The organism is Spongiibacter marinus, assembly GCF_016906995.1.
GTDB classification, from domain to species: Bacteria; Pseudomonadota; Gammaproteobacteria; order Pseudomonadales; family Spongiibacteraceae; genus Spongiibacter; species Spongiibacter marinus.
Map to the genome: position 1 here is coordinate 280,566 of NZ_JAFBBD010000005.1, position 19,388 is coordinate 299,953.

The 19,388-nt window shown below is 57.0% G+C and carries 19 protein-coding genes; 10 read left to right on the forward strand and 9 right to left on the reverse strand.

Annotated features, from left to right (window positions below; translation table 11 throughout):
- The first annotated feature begins 58 nt into the window (after positions 1 to 58).
- Entirely contained in the window at positions 59 to 2,143 is a 2,085-nt protein-coding gene (locus HNR64_RS09745; protein ID WP_204996297.1) for a TonB-dependent siderophore receptor, read from the forward strand.
- A gap of 1 nt (position 2,144) precedes the next feature.
- Positions 2,145 to 3,290, forward strand: a complete 1,146-nt coding sequence (locus tag HNR64_RS09750) for a PepSY-associated TM helix domain-containing protein (RefSeq protein ID WP_204996298.1) — start codon at positions 2,145 to 2,147, stop codon at positions 3,288 to 3,290.
- Here HNR64_RS09750 and HNR64_RS09755 read toward each other — a convergent pair.
- Entirely contained in the window at positions 3,287 to 4,597 is a 1,311-nt protein-coding gene (locus tag HNR64_RS09755) for a DEAD/DEAH box helicase (RefSeq protein ID WP_204996299.1), read from the reverse strand. The two genes, HNR64_RS09750 and HNR64_RS09755, sit on opposite strands and share 4 nt — an antisense overlap.
- 247 nt (positions 4,598 to 4,844) lie before the next feature.
- On the opposite strand from HNR64_RS09755, the gene HNR64_RS09760 reads away from it, so the two are divergent.
- Complete coding sequence (locus tag HNR64_RS09760) at positions 4,845 to 6,431, forward strand: peptide chain release factor 3 (RefSeq protein WP_204996300.1); 1,587 nt, start codon at positions 4,845 to 4,847, stop codon at positions 6,429 to 6,431.
- Here the strand turns inward: HNR64_RS09760 and HNR64_RS09765 are convergent.
- A complete protein-coding gene (locus tag HNR64_RS09765) occupies positions 6,428 to 6,742 on the reverse strand; it encodes a hypothetical protein (protein ID WP_204996301.1) in 315 nt (104 codons plus the stop codon). The genes HNR64_RS09760 and HNR64_RS09765 overlap by 4 nt on opposite strands.
- A gap of 376 nt (positions 6,743 to 7,118) precedes the next feature.
- Here HNR64_RS09765 and HNR64_RS09770 point away from each other — a divergent pair, with 376 nt between their 5' ends.
- From HNR64_RS09770 to HNR64_RS09780, 3 genes are all read left to right on the forward strand, one after another.
- Positions 7,119 to 7,577 (forward strand): hypothetical protein, encoded by a 459-nt coding sequence (locus HNR64_RS09770; protein ID WP_204996302.1) that lies wholly within the window; start codon positions 7,119 to 7,121, stop codon positions 7,575 to 7,577.
- Positions 7,578 to 7,679: 102 nt separating this feature from the next.
- On the forward strand, positions 7,680 to 8,402 hold the full coding sequence (rsuA, locus tag HNR64_RS09775; protein ID WP_288363435.1) for a 16S rRNA pseudouridine(516) synthase RsuA: 723 nt from the start codon (positions 7,680 to 7,682) through the stop codon (positions 8,400 to 8,402).
- Positions 8,395 to 9,438: a class I SAM-dependent methyltransferase gene (locus HNR64_RS09780; RefSeq protein WP_204996303.1), complete on the forward strand. Its 1,044-nt coding sequence runs from the start codon at positions 8,395 to 8,397 to the stop codon at positions 9,436 to 9,438. Before rsuA ends, HNR64_RS09780 begins: the two co-directional genes overlap by 8 nt.
- Positions 9,439 to 9,460: 22 nt before the next feature.
- On the opposite strand, the gene HNR64_RS09785 is transcribed toward HNR64_RS09780, so the two are convergent.
- Positions 9,461 to 12,118: an AsmA family protein gene (locus tag HNR64_RS09785; protein ID WP_204996304.1), complete on the reverse strand. Its 2,658-nt coding sequence runs from the start codon at positions 12,116 to 12,118 to the stop codon at positions 9,461 to 9,463.
- A gap of 114 nt (positions 12,119 to 12,232) precedes the next feature.
- Here HNR64_RS09785 and sfsA point away from each other — a divergent pair, with 114 nt between their 5' ends.
- Positions 12,233 to 12,931 carry a DNA/RNA nuclease SfsA gene (sfsA, locus tag HNR64_RS09790; RefSeq protein ID WP_204996305.1) on the forward strand — a complete coding sequence of 233 codons (699 nt, stop codon included), beginning with the start codon at positions 12,233 to 12,235 and terminating at the stop codon, positions 12,929 to 12,931.
- On the opposite strand, the gene HNR64_RS09795 is transcribed toward sfsA, so the two are convergent.
- A complete protein-coding gene (locus HNR64_RS09795) occupies positions 12,928 to 13,266 on the reverse strand; it encodes a Rieske (2Fe-2S) protein (RefSeq protein WP_204996306.1) in 339 nt (112 codons plus the stop codon). The two genes, sfsA and HNR64_RS09795, sit on opposite strands and share 4 nt — an antisense overlap.
- Positions 13,263 to 14,333: a patatin-like phospholipase family protein gene (locus HNR64_RS09800; RefSeq protein WP_204996307.1), complete on the reverse strand. Its 1,071-nt coding sequence runs from the start codon at positions 14,331 to 14,333 to the stop codon at positions 13,263 to 13,265. The genes HNR64_RS09795 and HNR64_RS09800 overlap by 4 nt, the downstream gene beginning before the upstream one ends.
- A gap of 64 nt (positions 14,334 to 14,397) precedes the next feature.
- Between HNR64_RS09800 and HNR64_RS09805 the strand changes: the two genes are divergently transcribed.
- From HNR64_RS09805 to HNR64_RS09815, 3 genes are all read left to right on the forward strand, one after another.
- On the forward strand, positions 14,398 to 15,162 hold the full coding sequence (locus HNR64_RS09805) for a M15 family metallopeptidase (RefSeq protein WP_288363432.1): 765 nt from the start codon (positions 14,398 to 14,400) through the stop codon (positions 15,160 to 15,162).
- A 29-nt stretch (positions 15,163 to 15,191) separates the two neighbouring features.
- Positions 15,192 to 15,950, forward strand: coding sequence for a serine O-acetyltransferase (cysE, locus tag HNR64_RS09810; RefSeq protein ID WP_204996345.1), 759 nt, complete (start codon positions 15,192 to 15,194; stop codon positions 15,948 to 15,950).
- A gap of 190 nt (positions 15,951 to 16,140) precedes the next feature.
- The gene (locus HNR64_RS09815) at positions 16,141 to 16,620 is read left to right on the forward strand and encodes a hypothetical protein (RefSeq protein WP_027873981.1); all 480 of its coding nucleotides are present in this window, start codon (positions 16,141 to 16,143) and stop codon (positions 16,618 to 16,620) included.
- Here HNR64_RS09815 and HNR64_RS09820 read toward each other — a convergent pair.
- From HNR64_RS09820 to nirD, 4 genes are all read right to left on the reverse strand, one after another.
- On the reverse strand, positions 16,617 to 17,636 hold the full coding sequence (locus HNR64_RS09820) for an SO_0444 family Cu/Zn efflux transporter (RefSeq protein ID WP_204996308.1): 1,020 nt from the start codon (positions 17,634 to 17,636) through the stop codon (positions 16,617 to 16,619). The two genes, HNR64_RS09815 and HNR64_RS09820, sit on opposite strands and share 4 nt — an antisense overlap.
- Positions 17,633 to 18,067, reverse strand: a complete 435-nt coding sequence (gene zntR / locus HNR64_RS09825) for a Zn(2+)-responsive transcriptional regulator (RefSeq protein ID WP_204996309.1) — start codon at positions 18,065 to 18,067, stop codon at positions 17,633 to 17,635. The genes HNR64_RS09820 and zntR overlap by 4 nt, the downstream gene beginning before the upstream one ends.
- A gap of 158 nt (positions 18,068 to 18,225) precedes the next feature.
- The gene (gene ppa / locus HNR64_RS09830) at positions 18,226 to 18,753 is read right to left on the reverse strand and encodes an inorganic diphosphatase (RefSeq protein ID WP_027873978.1); all 528 of its coding nucleotides are present in this window, start codon (positions 18,751 to 18,753) and stop codon (positions 18,226 to 18,228) included.
- A gap of 255 nt (positions 18,754 to 19,008) precedes the next feature.
- A complete protein-coding gene (gene nirD, locus HNR64_RS09835) occupies positions 19,009 to 19,326 on the reverse strand; it encodes a nitrite reductase small subunit NirD (protein ID WP_204996310.1) in 318 nt (105 codons plus the stop codon).
- Between the last annotated feature and the right edge of the window lie 62 nt (positions 19,327 to 19,388).

The following is a 19,388-nucleotide window of genomic DNA, read 5'->3' on the forward strand; positions in this document are numbered from 1 at the left end:
ATCAATATCATTTGCAATAGCATGCTGCGCTCTTTCGTTAGATCATGGAGCGTGCAGTATGTCGTCTTGGCGGATTTACACCGGGCCACTGGCCCTGAGCCTTGCTTTTAGCCCCCCTATTTTTGCCAATGACCACTTGGAAACCGTCGAGGTATACGGCCAGCGCGATGCCGCGCAGTACGGCCTTAGTGATGGCGAAACGGCTACCCGCCTGGGGTTGTCGGTATTGGAAACCCCTCAATCGCTAAGTGCGATCAGCCGTTCGCAACTCGATGATTTCGCTCTGCACAATCTCAATGACGCGCTGGCCAATCAGGCGACGGTTCAGGTACAAAGTATTGAGACCGATCGTACCTACTACACGGCTCGCGGCTTCGATATCACCAATTTTCAGCGCGACGGCATTGGCTTGCCGCTCAGCTCGGGTAGTGTGTATGGCAGTGTCGACTCGGCGCTCTTCGAACGTATCGACGTGCTGCGCGGTGCCAATGGCTTGATGTCGGGGGCCGGTAATCCCTCGGCCACGATCAACTTAATTCGCAAGCGCCCGAGTGATGACCTCGCGCTCTCGGTGGCCGCGACGCTGGGTTCATGGAACACACGGCGTTTAGAGTTGGATGCTGGTGGGGCACTGGCGGGCAATACCCGAGGCCGTTTAGTGGCGGCCATTGAAAAAGGCGAGTCGCATTTAGATCGCTACGAAACTTACAATCGCGTTATCTACGGGGTGATTGAACAGGACCTCGCCAGTGCCGGTCGCTTAACCGCGGGGCTCACCATTGAAGACCGCCAGGCAGACAGTCCGCTTTGGGGGGCGCTGCCGATGAACTACAGCGATGGCAGCCAGACAGACTACGACGTGTCGACAAGTACCTCGGCAGATTGGGCGTACTGGGATAATCGCAACCGCAGTGCCTTTGTCGAATGGTCGGTGCCGGTTGCTGAAGACTGGCAGTTTAAAGCGGTGTATCAATACGACGACACCGATAGCGATAGCCACCTGTTTTATATGTATAACTTGCCGGACCGGGCGTCTGAGTCAGGCATGATCGGGTATGCCAGCGAATACACGCTGGATGATCGCCGCCAACAGCTCGATGCCTACTTGCAAGGGCGTTACACGCTGTGGGGGCGTGAACACGACGCTGTTTTCGGCGTTAACTATGCGCAGAGCAACATTGAAGACGTTTCCCTGTATGACTACACCAATGGCTTCCCCGCGATAGACGATTTTTCGCAGTGGCGGGGACGCGCGCCGACGCCGAATTTTGTCGATGGCCGCACGGGCAGCGACTGGCAGGATGTTCAGCAGGCGGCATACGCGGCGAGCCGTATTCGACTGAGCGAGCAGTTAAGCTTTATTGGTGGCGCCCGGGTGTTGGACTGGCGCAGCAAGGGCGACAGTTACGGGAAGTCGAAGGCGACGCGGGCCAGCGGCAAGATACTGCCCTACAGCGGTGTGGTGTATGAATATGCCGATAATCACAGTGCCTACCTGAGCTATACCGAAACGTTCATGCCCCAGCGCGACCTGGATCGCAATGATGACCGTTTAGACCCCGCCGAAGGGAGCAATACGGAACTGGGCTTAAAGTCGGCCTTCTTTGACCAGCGCCTAACCGTTGCTGTGGCGCTATTCCAAGCCAAGCACCAGCACGTTGCCGAGTCGGATGGTTTTGACACAACGCTGGGGCGGAACGTCTATGTTGGTCGCGACTATCAAAGCGAAGGTCTGGAACTGGATGTCTACGGCCAGATCACTGAGGGCCTGTCGGCGAATGTCAGCCTTACCCAACTGCGTATAGAGGATGAAGAGGGCGATACGGCCCGGCGCTTTGTGCCTAAGCGTATTCTTGCTGCGGCGCTGAGCTATCAATTGCCCTGGGCGTCGAAATGGAAGGTGGGTAGTTCCGTGCGATGGCAGGATGATACCCGCCGGGATACCAAAGATGGAATGCGTGTGGAGCAGGAGGCGTATTCCGTTGTGAATGCCTTTGTCAGCTATCAGTATGATGAAACGCTGAGCATCGCCATCAATGGCAATAACCTAGGTGATGAAAAATACCTGAACAGCCTCTATTGGGACCAGGCGTTTTATGCCGCGCCTCGCAACGCGTCGCTGACGGTGCGCTGGAACTACTGACATGAATAAGTGGCTGTTCAAATGGCACAGCTGGTTGGCGCTGGCCGCTTGCCTACCCTTGGTCGTTATCTGTGCGACCGGCAGTGTCCTCGTGTTCAAGCACGAAATTGACCGCCTGCTGATGCCCGAAAAGGTACGGGTTGAGGTGGCCGGGCCGCGGCAGTCCCTGGATGCATTGCAAACGGTGCTGCACCAAGGTTTGCCGAATCATGAAATCGTCGGCTGGACGCTGTTTGATGATCCGCAGCGTGCCGATCAGGTGTATGTGATTGCGCACGGCAGTCGAGACTGGCTGTATACCTTGGTAGACCCCTATCGCGGTGAAATATTGGCGCCAGCGGTGGCCACCGATCACTATCTCAGTGACTGGTTGCTGGAGTTGCACTACACCCTGTTGTTGGACGATGCCGGCATTATTGTGAGTGCGGTGGTGGCGGTCGTGCTGTGCCTGCTTGGCATTAGCGGCCTGATTCTGCATCGCAGGTTTTGGAAAAATCTGTTCACCTTGCGTCGCCACGGTCGGCGCATCGTCTACTACAGCGACCTGCACAAATTGAGTGGTGCGCTGGCATCGCCGGTGTTGTTGGTGCTCGGTATTACCGGAGGCTATTGGAATATCGCGCACAGTATCGAGGAATACCAAGAGCATGCCGATGGCCACGAGCATCCGATAGTTGAAGGGCCGATGTACAGTCGCGACCTGTCGCTGGATGCCTTGCTTGCCAAGAGTCAGGCACAGTTGCCCGGCTTTACGGCCCGCTACGTGTCCCTGCCCTGGGAGCCCGGTCGGGCGATCCGTTTCTGGGGTGACGTTGGCTCGGCCAATCCTCTGCTGAGTGAATACGCGAGCAGCGTCGGTTTCAATGCCGATACGGGGGAGGCATTAGCGGCGAGTGACATTCGAACTGCTGGGGTGGGGGCAAAGGTATTGGACAGCTTTCGGCGCCTGCACTTTGGGAACTTCGCCGGGCTGACCAGTCGCGTTATATGGAGTGTGCTGGGGTTGGCGCCGCTACTGTTGGCTTTCACCGGCGGCTATCTGTGGTTGACGCGACGCGCCAAACGACGCCGCGCCAGACATAAGCGCCGCAGTAAGCAGCGCGCAGCGGCAGGCGTCTCTACCCGCGCCGCGCTCGGTCGGGATTAGCGGTTTCCATTTGCTGGCCGCGCACTGCGGTTGCCGTCAGCGGCGGGGCGGCGTCGGCGCCGTCTCGCTTGCGGTGGACGCTGTCCGTCCCGGTGCTCCGGGCGGGGTTTGCGGTTTTGCTGTGGCTTACGGCTGCGTCCGGGGCGCGCGTTCAGGCGCGATTCCGGCAATACGTGACTTGGCTCAAAGCCTTCAATTTCTTCGCGGCGCAGCAGTTGTTTGATCAGGCGCTCAATGTCGCTGAGTTGGTCAAATTCGTCGGCGCTCACCAGTGAAACGGCCTGCCCGGCGGCGCCGGCGCGCCCCGTGCGACCAATGCGGTGCACATAATCTTCCGGCACATTCGGCAGGTCGACATTCACAACGTAGGGCAAGTGACTAATGTCCAAACCGCGCGCGGCGATATCGGTGGCCACCAGCGCTTGAATCTTACCGCTTTTAAACTCTGCCAGCGCTTTGGTGCGGGCATTCTGGCTCTTGTTGCCGTGAATCGGTGCCGAGGGAATGCCGCGTTCGTCGAGAAAACGGCTGAGTTTATTGGCGCCGTGTTTAGTGCGTGAAAACACCAGTACCTGATGCCAGCCATTCTCTTCGATTAATTTTGCCAGCAGTGCCGGTTTGCGTTTTTTATCGACCGGGCATATCCATTGTTCAACGCGTTCGGCGGTGCTGTTTGGCGGCGTTACCGACACTTCGACCGGATTGTTAACAATGCCCTTGGCAAGCTTGCGAATATCATCAGAGAAAGTCGCAGAAAACATCAAGTTCTGTCGCTTGGCGGGCAGCAGTGCCAGAATTTTGCGAATGTCGTGAATAAAGCCCATGTCCAACATGCGGTCGGCTTCATCCAGCACCAGTACTTCCAGTTCGTCAAAGCGAACAGCATTTTGTTGGTACAAGTCGAGCAGGCGGCCAGGGGTCGCCACCAAAATATCAACGCCTTTGCGCAGCTTCATCATCTGCGGGTTGATTTTTACGCCACCAAAAACCACCGTTGAACGCAGCGGCAGGTTCTTACCGTACTTGTGAACATTGTCGCCGATCTGGGCGGCGAGTTCGCGAGTCGGCGTTAGAATCAATGTGCGCGCCTGGTTGGAGGACGCGCGCTTTCCTTTCGAGAGTATTTCCAATATCGGCAGGGTAAAACCAGCGGTTTTGCCGGTGCCGGTTTGCGCGGCAGCCATGACATCGCGGCCGTCGAGTACGGCGGGAATCGCTTTCGCTTGAATAGGTGAAGGTGTGCTGTAACCGCTATCGGCAACGGCTTCTAGAATCGGGGCCGACAGGCCCAGGGAAGTAAACTGCATAGATCGTCTCAATGTGGAAGGCGCAAGGGCGAGTGGCCGATGCCAATCGCGAGGGCTTCCTGTATTCAAAACCGCCGATTTTGGCGGCGGGCTAGCTTACGCGATAACGCGGGGCAGCACCAGATAAATGCCTAATATTTGAACAGTTTGGCCGGGCAATTGCTGAAAATGGTGCGGCGATGGCGTAGAATCGCCGATCTTTTTCCGGTGAGCGTGCCGGTTCTTTTCACACAGCAGAAGATAGCCCATGTCAGAGCAGTCGCTAGATCAGCAAATCGCCAAGCGTCGCACCTTTGCGATTATTTCCCACCCCGATGCCGGTAAAACCACCATCACTGAGAAGTTGATTCTGCTCGGCCAACTGATCCAGGTCGCCGGTACGGTTAAAGGTAAAAAGAACGACAAATCGGCCACCTCTGACTGGATGAGCTTGGAAAAGGAGCGCGGCATTTCCGTAACTTCATCAGTGATGCAATTCCCTTATCGGGACCGCATCGTCAATCTGCTGGATACCCCGGGACACGAGGATTTCTCAGAGGATACCTACCGCACGTTGACGGCGGTGGATTCGGCGCTGATGGTGATCGATGGTGCCAAGGGAGTCGAGGACCGCACCATTAAGTTGATGAACGTGTGTCGCCTGCGAGACACGCCCATCCTCAGCTTTGTTAACAAGATGGACCGCGATATTCGCGACCCAATAGAGCTGCTCGATGAAATCGAAAGCGTACTGGGGATCGAGGCTGCGCCAATCAACTGGCCCATCGGCATGGGAAGTGAGTTCAAGGGGGTATACAACCTCTACACCGATACCATCCATGTTTTTCAGCCTGGCAAGGGCAGTGTTATTGCTGAAGATATTCGTATCGACGGGCTTGAGAGCGACGCCGCCCGAGAACTGTTGGGCGATGAGTATGAGGATTACCTCGACGAAATCGAGCTGGTGCGCGGCGCCAGCCACGAGTTTGACCACGACGCCTATCTGGCGGGTAAGTTGACGCCGGTGTATTTCGGTACCGCGCTGTCGAATTTTGGTGTGCGGGAAATGCTGGATGGATTTGTGGAGTGGGCGCCTGAGCCATTGAATCGCAAGACCGACCAGCGCGAAGTCGATGCCGGTGAAAAGGACTTTAGTGGCTTTGTTTTTAAAATTCAGGCCAATATGGACCCGAAACACCGCGACCGCATTGCCTTTATGCGCATCTGCTCAGGCACATACAGTAAAGGTATGAAGATGCGCCATGTGCGCCTCGGTAAAGACGTAAAAATCGCCGATGCGGTGAGCTTTCTTGCCGGCGACCGCTCCCTGGTGCAGGAGGCGGTTTCTGGCGATATCATCGGCCTGCACAACCACGGCACTATTCAGATCGGCGATACGTTTACCGGCGGTGAAGAGCTGAAATTTACCGGCATTCCCCACTTTGCGCCTGAGCTGTTTCGCCGCATCCGGCTGCGTGATCCGATGAAGTCCAAGCAGCTGCAAAAGGGCCTTCAACAATTGTCTGAGGAAGGCTCTACCCAGGTGTTCATGCCTCAGCGCAACAGTGACTTGATCGTCGGGGCAGTTGGGGTGCTGCAGTTTGATGTGGTCGCCTACCGACTCAAGGACGAATATAAAGTTGAGGCGATCTACGAGCCGATCAACGTGTATACCGCTCGCTGGGTAGATTGCGACGATCCCAAAGCCTTTGACGAGTTCAAGCGCAAATGCGCCGAGAACCTCGCCATTGATGGTGGTGGCCACCTCACCTACCTTGCCCCGACAAGGGTAAACCTGTCATTGACCGAAGAGCGCCACCCGAAAGTCCGCTTCCGCTCGACCAGGGAACACTAGCGACAGGCGTCGGCGGCCTTTTGGTAGGCCGCCATCAGCGACTGGCGGCCGCTTAAGCCGTTCTCGGTGCTGCGCATGGCGTTGATTTCTCCCAGGCCAATCTCTCCGCTCTCTGTCATCGCTGAAACAATGCAATTGGCTTGGCGGCGAGTCATACCGGGGGAGGCTGAAATAAATTTGCTGGCGGCAGAGTCGAAGAATCGCTTGCCGGTAAGTGGCTCGTCATTAGTATCGGCTGAATTACCGCCCGAGCAGGCCAAGAGTGAAAGGTTAACGCCAAGCGCTAATAGGTAAGGTCTGGCTAGTTGCATCGAGAACTCCTTCCTTGGTGTTCTTGTCTTCATTTGCAATCACCCTAGTAAGATAGGGGTATTCCCAAAATTTGGCAATTGCACTTGCCGCGCAATACTCGCATCGCCCGGTTTGTTTTCTGTGAGTCAGTGTTCATATTCCATTCAGCTAGGTGTTGTAAGCTGCGTTTGCGGTGGCGTTTTGCGCTGCCGGACAATACAGCTTGGATTTAGTTGCGGTGAATATTGCTGCTCAGGGCGCTTGAGTTCTTTGCCGCCAAATCTAGACTGTGAAAGTGCTAGATCACCCATCGACTTGGGTGAGCGCTGAAAACGACCCTAGGGTCGTGGTGCGTAACAATACGAAAAATCAAATACCAATATCTGGGGATACATTATGTCGATTAAACACTGTGTTATTGCTGCCACCGTGATGTTTAGCAGCACTGTGGCTTTGGCTGACGACGATCGCGGTTTCTTTGGGCGCTTGTTTGGCGGCTCTAGCGAAGCGAGTGTTGAGGCAAATGCCGAAGTAAATGCCAGCGCTTCAGCAGAAGAAGCGAATCAGTACGGCAAAGAAAAAAGCGCTGAAATGAAGGCGAAAGCTGACGAGAAGCGTGCGGAAATGGAAGCCAAGCGCGAGGCAAAGCGCGCAGAAATGGAAGCAAAGAAAGCTAAGATGGAAGCCAAGCGCGCCGAGCGTGATGCCAAAGCTGAGCAAGAAGCCCAGGCGCGTGCTGAAGCCCGAGCTGAAGCAAAAGCCGATGCAAAGGCGAAAGCGGATGATGCCAAGAAAGCGATTAAGGGCTTAGGTAATATTCGTGTGAACGCCAATGTAGAGGCGGGCGCCGAGTAAGTAGCGGCGGGCGTCTAAACTAGACGCTGCATATCGCGTTTAAGCATGTAAAATACGAAAGGGGCGCAAGCCCCTTTTTTGTGCCTGAACAGGATATATTGGGTGTCTTCCAGTAAAACCATCCGCCTAGATCGCTTTTTAGCAACGGTGACTGACTATTCTCGCAGTGATGCCAAGCGCCTAATTAAAGCCGGTGAGGTCAGTCTCGACGGCTCGCTATTGACCGATCCGCGAGCAGCGGTCGCCGAGGATGCCGATATCCGTCTGCGCGGGCAGCCACTGCGCAGTGCTCAGCCACGTTATTTTATGCTCAATAAACCGCAGGACTATGTTTGCGCAGCCCGCGATCGCAGGCATTTAACGGTGCTGGATTTGCTCGATGAAGATAATCCCGAGAAGCTGCACGTTGCCGGCCGCTTGGATATCGATACCACCGGTCTGGTGTTGCTGACTGACGATGGCAATTGGTCTCACGCCGTTACTTCGCCCAAGCAGCGGTGTTGGAAGCGATACTGGCTGCGCACGGCCGAGCCCATAGCCGAGGCGGCGATAGCAAAGTTCGCGAAAGGTATTTTCCTGAAAGACGACAAGCAGCGTACCTTACCTGCCGAGCTGGAAATTCTCGCCAGCTGCGAAGCGCGCCTGCGTATTTGCGAGGGGCGTTACCACCAGGTTAAGCGTATGTTTGGCGCGCTGGGAAATGCCGTTATCGAGCTGCATCGCGAGGCGATTGGGGGTATTGAGCTCGATGAAACCCTGGAAGAGGGCGAGTACCGCCCGCTAACCGCTGAGGAGCGCGCAAGCGTGATGACACCACATGAATGATGGGCCGCTGCAACAGCTCTATGACCGCCTGCCCGAACTCGCGGGCCCGGTTTGGTGGTTTGCCGACGAACAGGTCTCGGGAGAGCTGCCGGCCGCGCGGAGTGACTGCCACGTATTTAGTAATCGCTGCGATACCGCTCAGGCGCTCTCTGCCGAGGGATTTTCCGTGTCGTTGGGCGACTTTGACGTGCCCGCAACGCTTGAGGCACCGCCGCAGACTATTGTGTACCGCGTGTCGAAAGAAAGGCCGCTGGTCAACATGTTAATCAACGCCGCGATGTCAGCGCTCCCGGTTGGGGGACGCCTGCTGCTTAGCGGCTACAAGAATGATGGTGTGAAAGGCTACGCTGACAAAGCTGCCAAGGTATTCGATGCCTCGCGCCACATCGAAAAGTGCTACGCCGGTGCCTATGTTGCCACCCTGACCAAACAGGGTGACAGCGATGCGAGGTTGCCAGATAAAGACTACCGGCAACTGCGGCTGATCCACGAGTCGCCCGCTATGTACAGCAAGCCGGGTATCTACGGCTGGCAGAAAATCGATCGCGGCAGCGCTCTGCTAATTGAGCAACTATCCGACGTGTTGGCGTCAATGGCGCGTGCCCCCAAACGGCTGGCTGACCTTGGTTGCGGCTATGGCTATCTCAGTATTATGGCCGCCCAACAACTTCCTGACTGCCAATGGTTGATGACCGACAACAATGCCACAGCGCTACTCGCCAGCGAGAAAAATGCGAAAGTGCACGGTCTGACTGCAGACATCCAACTGGCCGATTGTGCCGATGGCCTCAGTGGGCCGGTGGATTTAGTGCTGTGTAACCCGCCGTTTCATCAGGGCTTTGCTATTGAAGGCGGCCTGATTGAGCGATTCCTAAAGGCCGCCGCGCGCTTGCTCAAGCGTAATGGCGAAGCGCTGTTTGTGGTCAACCAGTTTATTCCCCTGCCGCGCTATGCCGCCGCGTTGTTCGCTGAACATGAGCTGCTCTGCGAACAGGATGGCTTTCGGGTGTACCGCTTAAAGAAAATGGCTGACTAACCCGCCCAGGGCTCGGGCTCTCTTAGGTTTTGGGCTGAGTCACTTGTTCTGTGCTGGCCGGTGCGGCGGGATTGTCAGCAGGTTGCAGTAACTCCGGAGGTAGTTCGTCAGCGCTGGGAATTTCTTCCAAGGCGCCATCACAGGCACTCCCCGAATACAGCGCGCGCTTCATTAAACCCTGCGCGACCAGCGACAGACCGCCTGTGTAAATGGCTGCACCAGTAGAGAGACCCGAGGTAAACATACCGCCGGGGTCGGCCTCCACGCGCGGTTTGCTGAAGCTGCCTCCCAGTCGCACCAACCCGGCGGCGGCGCCAACATTAATGCCAACGCCCTTGCGAGCGATGGGCGAAATACCGAACCGCAACTCTTCGTTAGCAAAATCGATATGACCTGTACCGATAATCTTACTGGCTTCGGTTTCCAGAGCGATGCCGTCGTTGCTAATGAATTTGCCGTCATTGCCTTTAAAGTGCACGGCCAAGCACTCGATCTGTGTGGTGCTGCGTTTTTCCCGAAAGGGATTGAGCTTGTTAAACGTTTCGGTGAGCACGTCGCTACCGATCAGGTTCAGCGCATTGCCCTTGGCCTCCAGGTCGGTAATTTTGATATCGACCTGGCCGTTGAGGGAGGCGGCCAGGTCGGCAGGGCTGTTTCCGCTGGCGCGCAGATTAAGGCGTATATCGCCAGTACCACCGCGGATGCCCGCCGCTTTTTCCAAGCCGAGCTTGCCGTAGTCGCTACCGTCAACACGGATTTCACTGCGCAGTTGCGGGCGCTCGCCGTTGGCGTCCAACCGCGCGGAAAGCTGGGCGTCACCGCCGTTGGTAAGAATGCGACTGTCGCTGAGAGTCAGCACACCTTTCTTCACGCTGGGCGCGAGAGAGGCTCGCTTAATGTAGGTATAGCCGGTATCGACATCTTGAAGATCAATGTTTAGCTGGCCTTCGAATTTATGCAGAGCATCAAAGGCGATGGGGTCTTTACTCAGCAATTTTTTGCCGCGCGGACGCGGCGTGCTGGTTTGCGTAGAAGCGCTTTCATTAGCGGGCGAAGTGAAGGCCATCGAGAGGTTTTTAAGGGTTAATTGGCCGTCTAGGTGGCCGTACTCCAAGGCCTCAGGCGTTTTGTATTCCAGCGTTATATCTGCCTGTTGCTCACCCAGTGAGGCGGAACTGTTTACCGTGTAGCCTTGCGCCTCACTGGCGAACTCCCCGGTTAGTTCCAGCGCGCCGGCTTCTTGCCAGGGCAGCTGTGCCAGTGCCCAAAGGTGTGCGCTTTGTGGCGCTTGCGCGCGGACCTTTAGCGCGTTGCCAGCCTTGCCGTTGAGGTTAACGTCACCTTCTATATCGATGTTTACGCCGCGCTCGCTTAGTGCCAGTTTTAAGCGGGCATCAGCGCCTTCGCTCTGCGGTGCCAATGGCGTCAGGCGCAATTCCCCCGTTACCTCGTTTAGCTGGCGTTGGCTGGCCGCCTCACTTACCGTGGCAATACTAAAGTCCGCGGACAGCTGCTCGCCCGTTGTGGCGGTGACCTTCAGTGCATCCAGTTGCCAGCCGCTGGCGAGCAGTCGCTCAATCGCGAGTGTCGCTTTCACTTCTGGTTTGCTCAACCACTGCCAGTCCATCGCGGTCTCAGCTGGTTCTGCTGTCGTATCGGTCTGTGTTGACTCCTGCGGGGCGGGCGCGAAAATTTCCTGCAGTGCATCGACATTCAATGCGGGGCTGCTCAGCGTGGCGTCGACCTGCGAAAAATCAGTGGCGATGGTCAGTGTGCCAGACAGGGTGTTGTCGCCAAGGGCCAGAGTGGTGTCGCTGAGCTGGTAGCCATTGTCGATGACTAAGGTTGTGGCCAGGCGGCTTTCGGGTAGCGCTGGTGCATGCTCCAAACCTGCCATGGTTGCCAGTGCCTCCAGGCGCTGCAAGGCGAGGGATAGATCTATGCGGCTGCCGGATAGGTCGGGGCTTAGTGATAGACGGCCCTGGCTTTTCAGTTGGGCGTCTTCATGTTCGATGGCGAGTTGATAGTCCAGCACACCGGCACCGGGATCAAACAACACGATATCCCCGCTCACCAAAAAATGGTGCTGGGCATAGGCCAGCTCCAATGAGAGGTGACCGTTAGCCGTTTCACTGCGCTCACCTCTCACCTCGGGCAGGTCGATGTGATAGCGCTCGCCGTCGGCGCGCAGAATATGAATATGACTGTCGAGCAGGACAATTTCCTGAAAATTAAAATCGCCCGGTAATTGCACGGGGGCAGGGGAAGAAGGCTCAGCATCTGGCGGAGGGGTTTCGCCGTTGCCACGCAGTTTGCTGGTCAGCCAGTTGAGTTCGCCCTCGCGGTTGTGCTCCAGATTAACGGTGAGCCCTTCACTGTGCAGCGACCAGAAGGCGCCGTCGTTAAAGGGGGAGGCGATAAGTTTCAGCGACAAGGTGTCTAGGCGTAACAGCGTTGGCTCGGGCCAGTCGGGGTTGCGAAGCTCCAGTCCCTTCAGCTCCAGCCGGAGGGGGCTGCGGTGGGAACTGAGCGACTCGAAGGTGATATCGAGGCCGGCAAAACGCTGGCCGCCTGTCGAGATTGCGCCCTGCAGAAGTTGTGGCTGAATAACAATGGCGGTGATGCCAATGATGATGAGTAGCAGTAAAACACTGACGCTAAGCAACAATTTTTTTAACATTGTGCGCTGGGCTGCCCCTGATTAACAATCTTAGTGGGTAGTGTGAGAGCTTCAGGGTAGATGTGCAACGTTGATCACGTCGCTGAGAAAACAAAATGAAAAGGGTGCCCGTTTATGCAATGGCCGTCTCCACTGACTCCCGCTGTACTGCTTCGTCGCTATAAGCGATTTCTCGCCGATGTGCGCTTGGAGTGTGGCACCGAGTTGACCGTACACTGCCCCAATACCGGTGCCATGACCGGTTGCGATACGCCCGGTAGTCGCGTGTGGTTGAGTTACAGCGACAACCCCAAGCGTAAGTATGCCTACACCTGGCAGATGGTAGAGGTAGACGGGAACAAGGTGTGTATCCACTCGGCCTTGGCCAATAAGCTGGTGGCCGAGGCCTTGGATGAGCAAGTGATAACTGAGCTTGCTGGGTGTTCAGGCTATCAGGCTGAGCAGCGCTTGCCCGACGGCAGTCGCATCGACTTTGTCCTGGAGACGGCAAATGGCCCCTGTAATGTGGAGGTTAAATCGGTAACCCTATTAAGCGAGGACGGGGGTGGCCGTTTTCCCGATGCGGTGAGCACGCGTGCGCGTCGCCACATTCGCGGCTTGCGTGAACACGTAGCGGCGGGCGGGCAAGCGGCGCTGCTTTTTGCGGTTTTGCATGAGGGAATTAACGCGGTGGCAGCTGCGGCGGATATCGACCCTGCCTATGCGCGCGAATTGGCTGAAGCCCAGCGCGAAGGCGTGCAACTGCTGGCATATCGCGCGCAGATTGATGAGCAGGGGATGCGCCTGCAATCATCGCTGCCAGTGACGGCTTAGGGCGCCTGCTCGGCGAGTAATTCGTCGAGTAATAGCTCGCCATTTTCTACCCGGCAGCGCAGTGCCTGCAACGATTGACCCAAGCAGGGACCGGAGACGCATTCACCAGACTCGATAATAAACAGCGCGCCGTGGGTCGCGCATTGGATCAGCGTTTCTTCCACGTCGAGGAATTGGTCTTCCTGCCAGTGCAGCTCAATGCCGAGGTGGGGGCAGCGATTGCGGTACAGGTAAACCCCGCCATTACTGCGGACCGCAAACAGTGAGTGACCTTGATAGTTCAGGCCTTTGGAGCCGGGCTCGGGGATCTCGTCAAGGCGGCAAAGTACGGTCACAGTTCCTGGTCTCCGGCGGGGGCGGTCTGGACAAGTCGGTCATCACCTTCGCTATTAAAGGCGTGGCGTATCGCGGGCAGCATGCGATCCACGGCGTCGCGGCCCTCGGCAATGGCCTCGGCAGCATCGCCAAAGTCCAGCAAGCCGATGTGTCCCAGGCGCGGCCACAGCATAATATCCGCCGGTTCGCCGGCCAGGCGAGAGCGGGTAATGCGGTCCTGCATAATATTGATCGAGCTCATCATCACATTGAGGGTGCCGGGCGCTTCTGGCTTTTTCTCGCTGGGGCTGCGCCAGTTGCTGGCCGCTTCTTTTACGCTGCTGGCAAAGCGGCTGAACGCGGCGGCGAGTTGCGATTCTTCGTCGCCCTCTCCGTCATTACCCGAGCCGATAGCGGGGTGATCCTCCTCGGCCTCCTCCTCTTCGGCGATCTCCTCTTTGCGCTGCTGCTCGTTGTCGGGCGCGCGAGCGTCTCGCTCAATTTTGCGGCGGCCAACCAAGTCGCTGTTCAGGTCAACGCCAATGGTGATGTCGGCACCGAGGGCGCGGCACACCGACACCGGAACGGGGTTTACCAAGCCGCCGTCCACAAGCCAGGAGTCGCGGTGAGCCACCGGCGTTAATACACCGGGCACCGCCATTGATGCACGTACGGCCTCCCACAGCGGGCCGCGCTGCAGCCACACTTCTCGGCCGCGCTGGAGGTCTGTTGCGACGGCGGCAAAGGGCAGCGATAAGTCTTCGATATTGGGGTTGCCGTATTCACTGATGAAGTAGTCGATCAGTCGTGTCGCGTGAGCCACACCGCCTGTGGCTGTCAGGCTAACACTCATGTAGTGAAAAACCTGGGCGCTGCTCAGTGTTTGAATCCAGGCTGAAAAATCGTCCAGGTGTTCAGTGAGATAGCAGGCGGCAATCACCGAGCCAATGGAAGTGCCGACAATAATATCGGGCTTGATGCCCAGTTCTCCCAGGCGTTGAATAACGCCAATATGTGCCATGCCTCGGGCAGAGCCGCTGCCCAGTGCTAACGCGATTTTTTTGTGGTCGGCGGTGTGAGCTTCCACAGTATTTTTGCTCCTGGTTTCGCCACTGAGTTGATGGCGTTACTATGATGCCATGACTTGAAAGGTGGACACTATCAGAACCCGCGACGACATGGACGATTACCGAATGACAGAAGCGCTCCTGTGTGGGCAAGACGAATCGCTGATGGTGGATGTGCTGGGCTGTCCCGTTCATCCCGCGATTGTTGCGCCCTTCGAAGCGCTGCGATCAGATGCCGCGCGCGCAGGCTTTGAGTTGAAAATTGTCAGCGGGTTCCGCGGCTTTGACCGACAGTTGGCGATCTGGAATGCGAAGGCCAGTGGTCGCCGCCCGCTGCTCGATAGCGACGGCCAGGCCCTGTGTTTTAACGAATTAAGCTGTGAGCAGTTGCTCGACGCTATCTTGCGTTGGTCAGCCCTGCCCGGCGCCTCCCGTCACCATTGGGGCAGCGACATCGACGTGTATGACGCCGCGGCGGTGGCCAGTGATTATTCGGTACAGCTCAGCCCGCAGGAGGTGAACGACGGCGGCCCCTTTGCTCCGTTGCACGACTGGCTGGACCACCAACTTGCCAACGGTGCCAGTTACGGTTTCTTCCGACCCTATGCTGAAGACCGCGGGGGTATCGCTCCGGAGCGTTGGCATTTAAGCTATGCGCCGCTGTCGGCACGCTGCGAATCCGCCCTCACGCCAGGGCGATTGCGCCAGGTACTCGCCGAGGCGGATATCGAACTTAAAGAGCCGATACTGACGCACTTAGACGAGTTATATCGTCGCTATGTTGCTGTGCCTAAAGAGGCGTACCCTTCAGCGCATGCACCGCTGTTGGCAGTAGGAGAAGAATATTGAATTTAAGCGTCGCGCAGCTGTGGGCCGCTATGCAGGAGGAGGCCAAGGCCTTTGGTCGCAATGAACCCGTACTGGCCAGCTTTTATCACGCCAGTATTCTCAATCACGGTAGCTTTTCTGCCGCATTGAGTTTTCATATTGCCTCGCGCCTGGGCTGCGATTCGGTGCCCGCGATGCTGATACGCGATGTCGCAAGCGAGGCGTATGCCGCTGACCCGGAGGTGCTCGCCGCAGCCGTGGCTGATATTTGCGCCCACTACGACCGCGACCCCGCCTGTGATCACTACGGTATGCCCTTTCTGTACTTTAAAGGCTTTCAGGCGATTCAGGCCCACCGTATCGCCCATTGGCTGTGGCAGCAGGGGCGCGAGTCCTTATCGCTGTTTTTGCAAAATCGCATCGCCACCGTATTCGATGTTGATATTCACCCGGCCGCGCGCATTGGCCGCGGTATTATGGTCGATCACGCCACCGGCGTCGTGATTGGTGAAACCGCAGTGGTGGGCAATAATGTTTCCATGCTGCACTCCGTGACCCTCGGCGGCTGCGGCAGTGGTCGCGGCCCACGGCACCCACACATTGAAGACGGTGTGTTGATCGCCGCCGGTGCCAAGGTGCTGGGTAATATCACCGTTGGTGAAGGCGCAAAGATCGCCGCGGGTAGTGTGGTGCTCAACCCTGTTGCCGCCCATACCACCGTGGCGGGCGTACCCGCGAAGCCGGTCGGGCGCCTGTCGCGAGAAATCCCCGCCCTGAATATGGATCAGAACATTAACGGCGACAGCTAGCGCCCATGCTCCTCTGAGCCGCAGGCCCGGGCGCGATTTTTGTGCGTCTGTTTCACGGTTTTTGTCGCAGCAGCTTGATAATTTCGTCAGAATGTTTAGATTACAATGTCTGCCAATAGTGACATTGCCGCCGCGGCGGCAGTGACGATGACATAAGAAAACAAAAAAGAAGCATAGATAAGGGGTGCGTGTGAGCGTTAAGTTGCTGGATAACAAAGCTTTTTATGGCTACCGGGTCCGCCGGACAGTGGCGGGTGAGCTCTATCAGGAGTATTTCTCCCTGAAGAAAGACGGTAAGCGCCTAGAGGGACGGGCGCAAAAGGCCATAGAGAAGCAAGCGATGGAACGCGATCAAGAATTAGAAGCGCAGCAAAAGCGCTTTCTGGAGGAAACCAAGGAAGAACGCTGCTTCAAGCCAGACGGCAGCGTGCGCGGTATCAGCTATCTGTTGAAGACCGAGAAGAGTGGCAATTTGACGCCGATCTTTCAGGTGGGTGTGGCGTCAAAGGTCGAGAAAAAGACCGTGTGCACGAGTTTTTCACTCAATGCTCACGGCAGTGATGAGGCTTGGCATCGCGCGGTGGAAGCCTATGCGAAACATAAAACGATTCACAAAAACTCTAAACTCTATCAGCGCCTGTTAAGCGCCAAGCCCAAGGTGGCGTCTTAAGCGTTAAGCAAGCGGCCGAAGGTCTGTTGGCGCAGCGGTTTAATGGCCGCTACTGCCAGCACGACCAGCGCGGCCACTGCCAACCACTCGGGCAGCATGCTGTGCTGGTGTGCCTGCCCGCCGCTAATCTCCCAGTTAAACAGACTCACCAATTGGTCTAGCAACAGACCCGCAGCGATACTAATGGTGCTTACCGTACCCAGATAGGCAACGAGCGCGCGGCGTCCCAGTTCCTTGTGCACCATTCCCACCGCCGCGATATTGCTGGCCGGGCCCGCGAGCATAAAGACCAGCACCGCGCCAGGTGATACGCCCGCCATTAGCAGTCCTGCGGCGATGGGCGTGGACGCGCTGGCACAGATATACATGGGAATACCTACCAACACCATTACGACCATGGCAAGGGGGCCCCGGCCCCATTCGGCCAGCCAGGCCGCTGGCACAAAGGTCTGCACCGCCGCCGCAAACAGCATGCCCACCAACAGCCAGGGCAGCATGTCCTCAAGCAGTCGCCCGAAGGTGTAGTGAAGGCCCTCTCTCCAGCTGGTTTTCGTCGGCGCGGCAGAGCGCTTTGAGCAACAAGACGTTGTTGCGGCCTCGGCTTGTGATGCGGGTTTGCCATCGTTCCAGCCGGTTAACAAGCCCGCGGCAATGGCATTGGCGATGGCCACAATGGGTCGCGCAATGGTCATCACCGGCCCCAGTAGGCCGTAACTCAGGGCAATGGAGTCGACGCCGGTCTCAGGCGTGGAAATCAAAAACGATACTGTTGCGCCCTTCGACGCGCCGGCGCGTCGCAGCCCCATTGCCACCGGCAGAACGCCGCACGAGCACAGGGGCATGGGGGCGCCAAATAGCGCCGCTTTGATCACCGAGCCAATACCGGGTTTGCCCAGCTGCCGTTCCAGCAGGGCATTGGGAATCCAGGCTTTCATCAAGCCGGCAAGTACCAAACCCATAACGAGTAGGGGGGCGGCGTCCAAACTGAGTAAGTAGAGGTTGTTGAGGAAATTCATGCGTGATGCTCCTGTTGGGCACTGAGTTCGTCATCGAGCGCTTGCAGGATGCTGCAGTGATTGGCGGGAACATCGCCGCCGCAGCAGGCCTCGACTACCTTGCTCAGGGCGTCACGGATGCTTTTCAGCTCCCTCAGTTTTCGTTCGACCTGAGCGAGTTTCTCTTGGGCAATGCCCTTTACTTCACCACAGGACTTGGCTTCCGGGTCGACGCGAATGGCCAGTAATTCGCGAATATCGTCGAGACTGAAGCCCATGCTCTTGGCGCGCAGGATAAACTCTAGCTGCTTAATAGAGGCGGTGTTGTAAAAACGATAGCCATTGGCGCTGCGCCCGGTGGCGGCCAGTAAGCCCTCGCGCTCGTAAAAGCGCAGCGTTTCCACTGTGCAATCGAGCTTTTTAGCGAGTTCTCCAATCCTTAGTTGAGCCATGGTGATTCCCCTGATTCCGTTGCTACTGAGATCAGAATAGAGCTTGTAGGTTACTACAGGGTCAAGGCTTGGCAGTAGGTTTGTTAAAAATGGCGATAAGGTGGGCACAAAAAAGCCCGGCGTCTTTTCAGAGGCCGGGCTTTTTTTAGCGTGGCTACTTAGCCTTTGTAAGCAGCAGCGGCTTTTTCAACTTCGGCCAGGGCTTCTTTGCTGCCTGCCCAACCGTCAACCTTCACCCACTTGCCTTTTTCGAGGTCTTTGTAGTTCTCGAAGAAGTGTTCGATCTGCTGGATAAGCAGCTCGGGCAGGTCAGAGGGCTCTTTTACGTCTTTGTAGAGCACGCTCAGTTTGTCGTGGGGAACGGCCAGCAGTTTGGCGTCTTTACCCGCTTCGTCGCTCATGTTCAGAATGCCGATGGGGCGGGCACGAATCACTGAGCCGGGAACAACGGGGTAAGGCGTCACAACCAGTACGTCCAGTGGGTCACCGTCTTCAGACAGGGTGTTGGGGATGTAGCCGTAGTTGGCTGGGTAGAACATTGGGGTGGCCATGAAACGGTCAACCATCAGCGCATCGTACTCTTTTTCAATCTCGTACTTGATAGGGCTGCTGTTTGCAGGGATTTCGATGGCGACGAAAATATCGTGCGGCAGTTCTTTGCCGGCTGGGATCGAGTTATAGCTCATGAGTCGTTTCCGTTATCAGCTGTGTGCAAGGTGAAAAAATCGCGCTGATTATACCCGCTAGGGCGGGTTAACACTAATTTGATTCACAGCCTTGCTGGCCGGCTTTTCGCCCGCTTCGGCCTGACTTTGAGGCCACGGGCTAACGGTTGCCAGGGCGCGTAAGCGAATTGCGGCGGGGAAAGGGAGTGGTGAAAGGGCCGGCTGCACGGGGAGTTGCAGCCGGCAAGGGGGAGACTAATCCTTGGAAGGTGCGTTTTATAGTTGGACCTGCACCAGGCCGTTCTCGTTGCGCGCGGGGAAGCGACGCACAGAGATACTGTCGTCTTCAAGGCAGTGTCCCGCCTCCAGACTGAAATGCTGTTTGTACAGTGGTGAGGCAACCACTAGCGTGTCGCCGACGCTACCAACAATTCCCCGCGCCAGCACATTGGCGCGGCTGAACGGGCAGTGGTTGTCCAGTGCGAAGATGCGGTCATCGACGCGAAAGACGGCAAGCTGCGTGTCGCCGACTAAGGCGGCGGCGCCAGCATTGGGTAAAATGTCGTCGAGTGTGCAGACGGTGGTCCAGCTCATAGCTAATCTCCATACTTGTGCGAGGTTTCTCGCTGTGTTGCTCTGTGTGGCTCCTGTCAGTG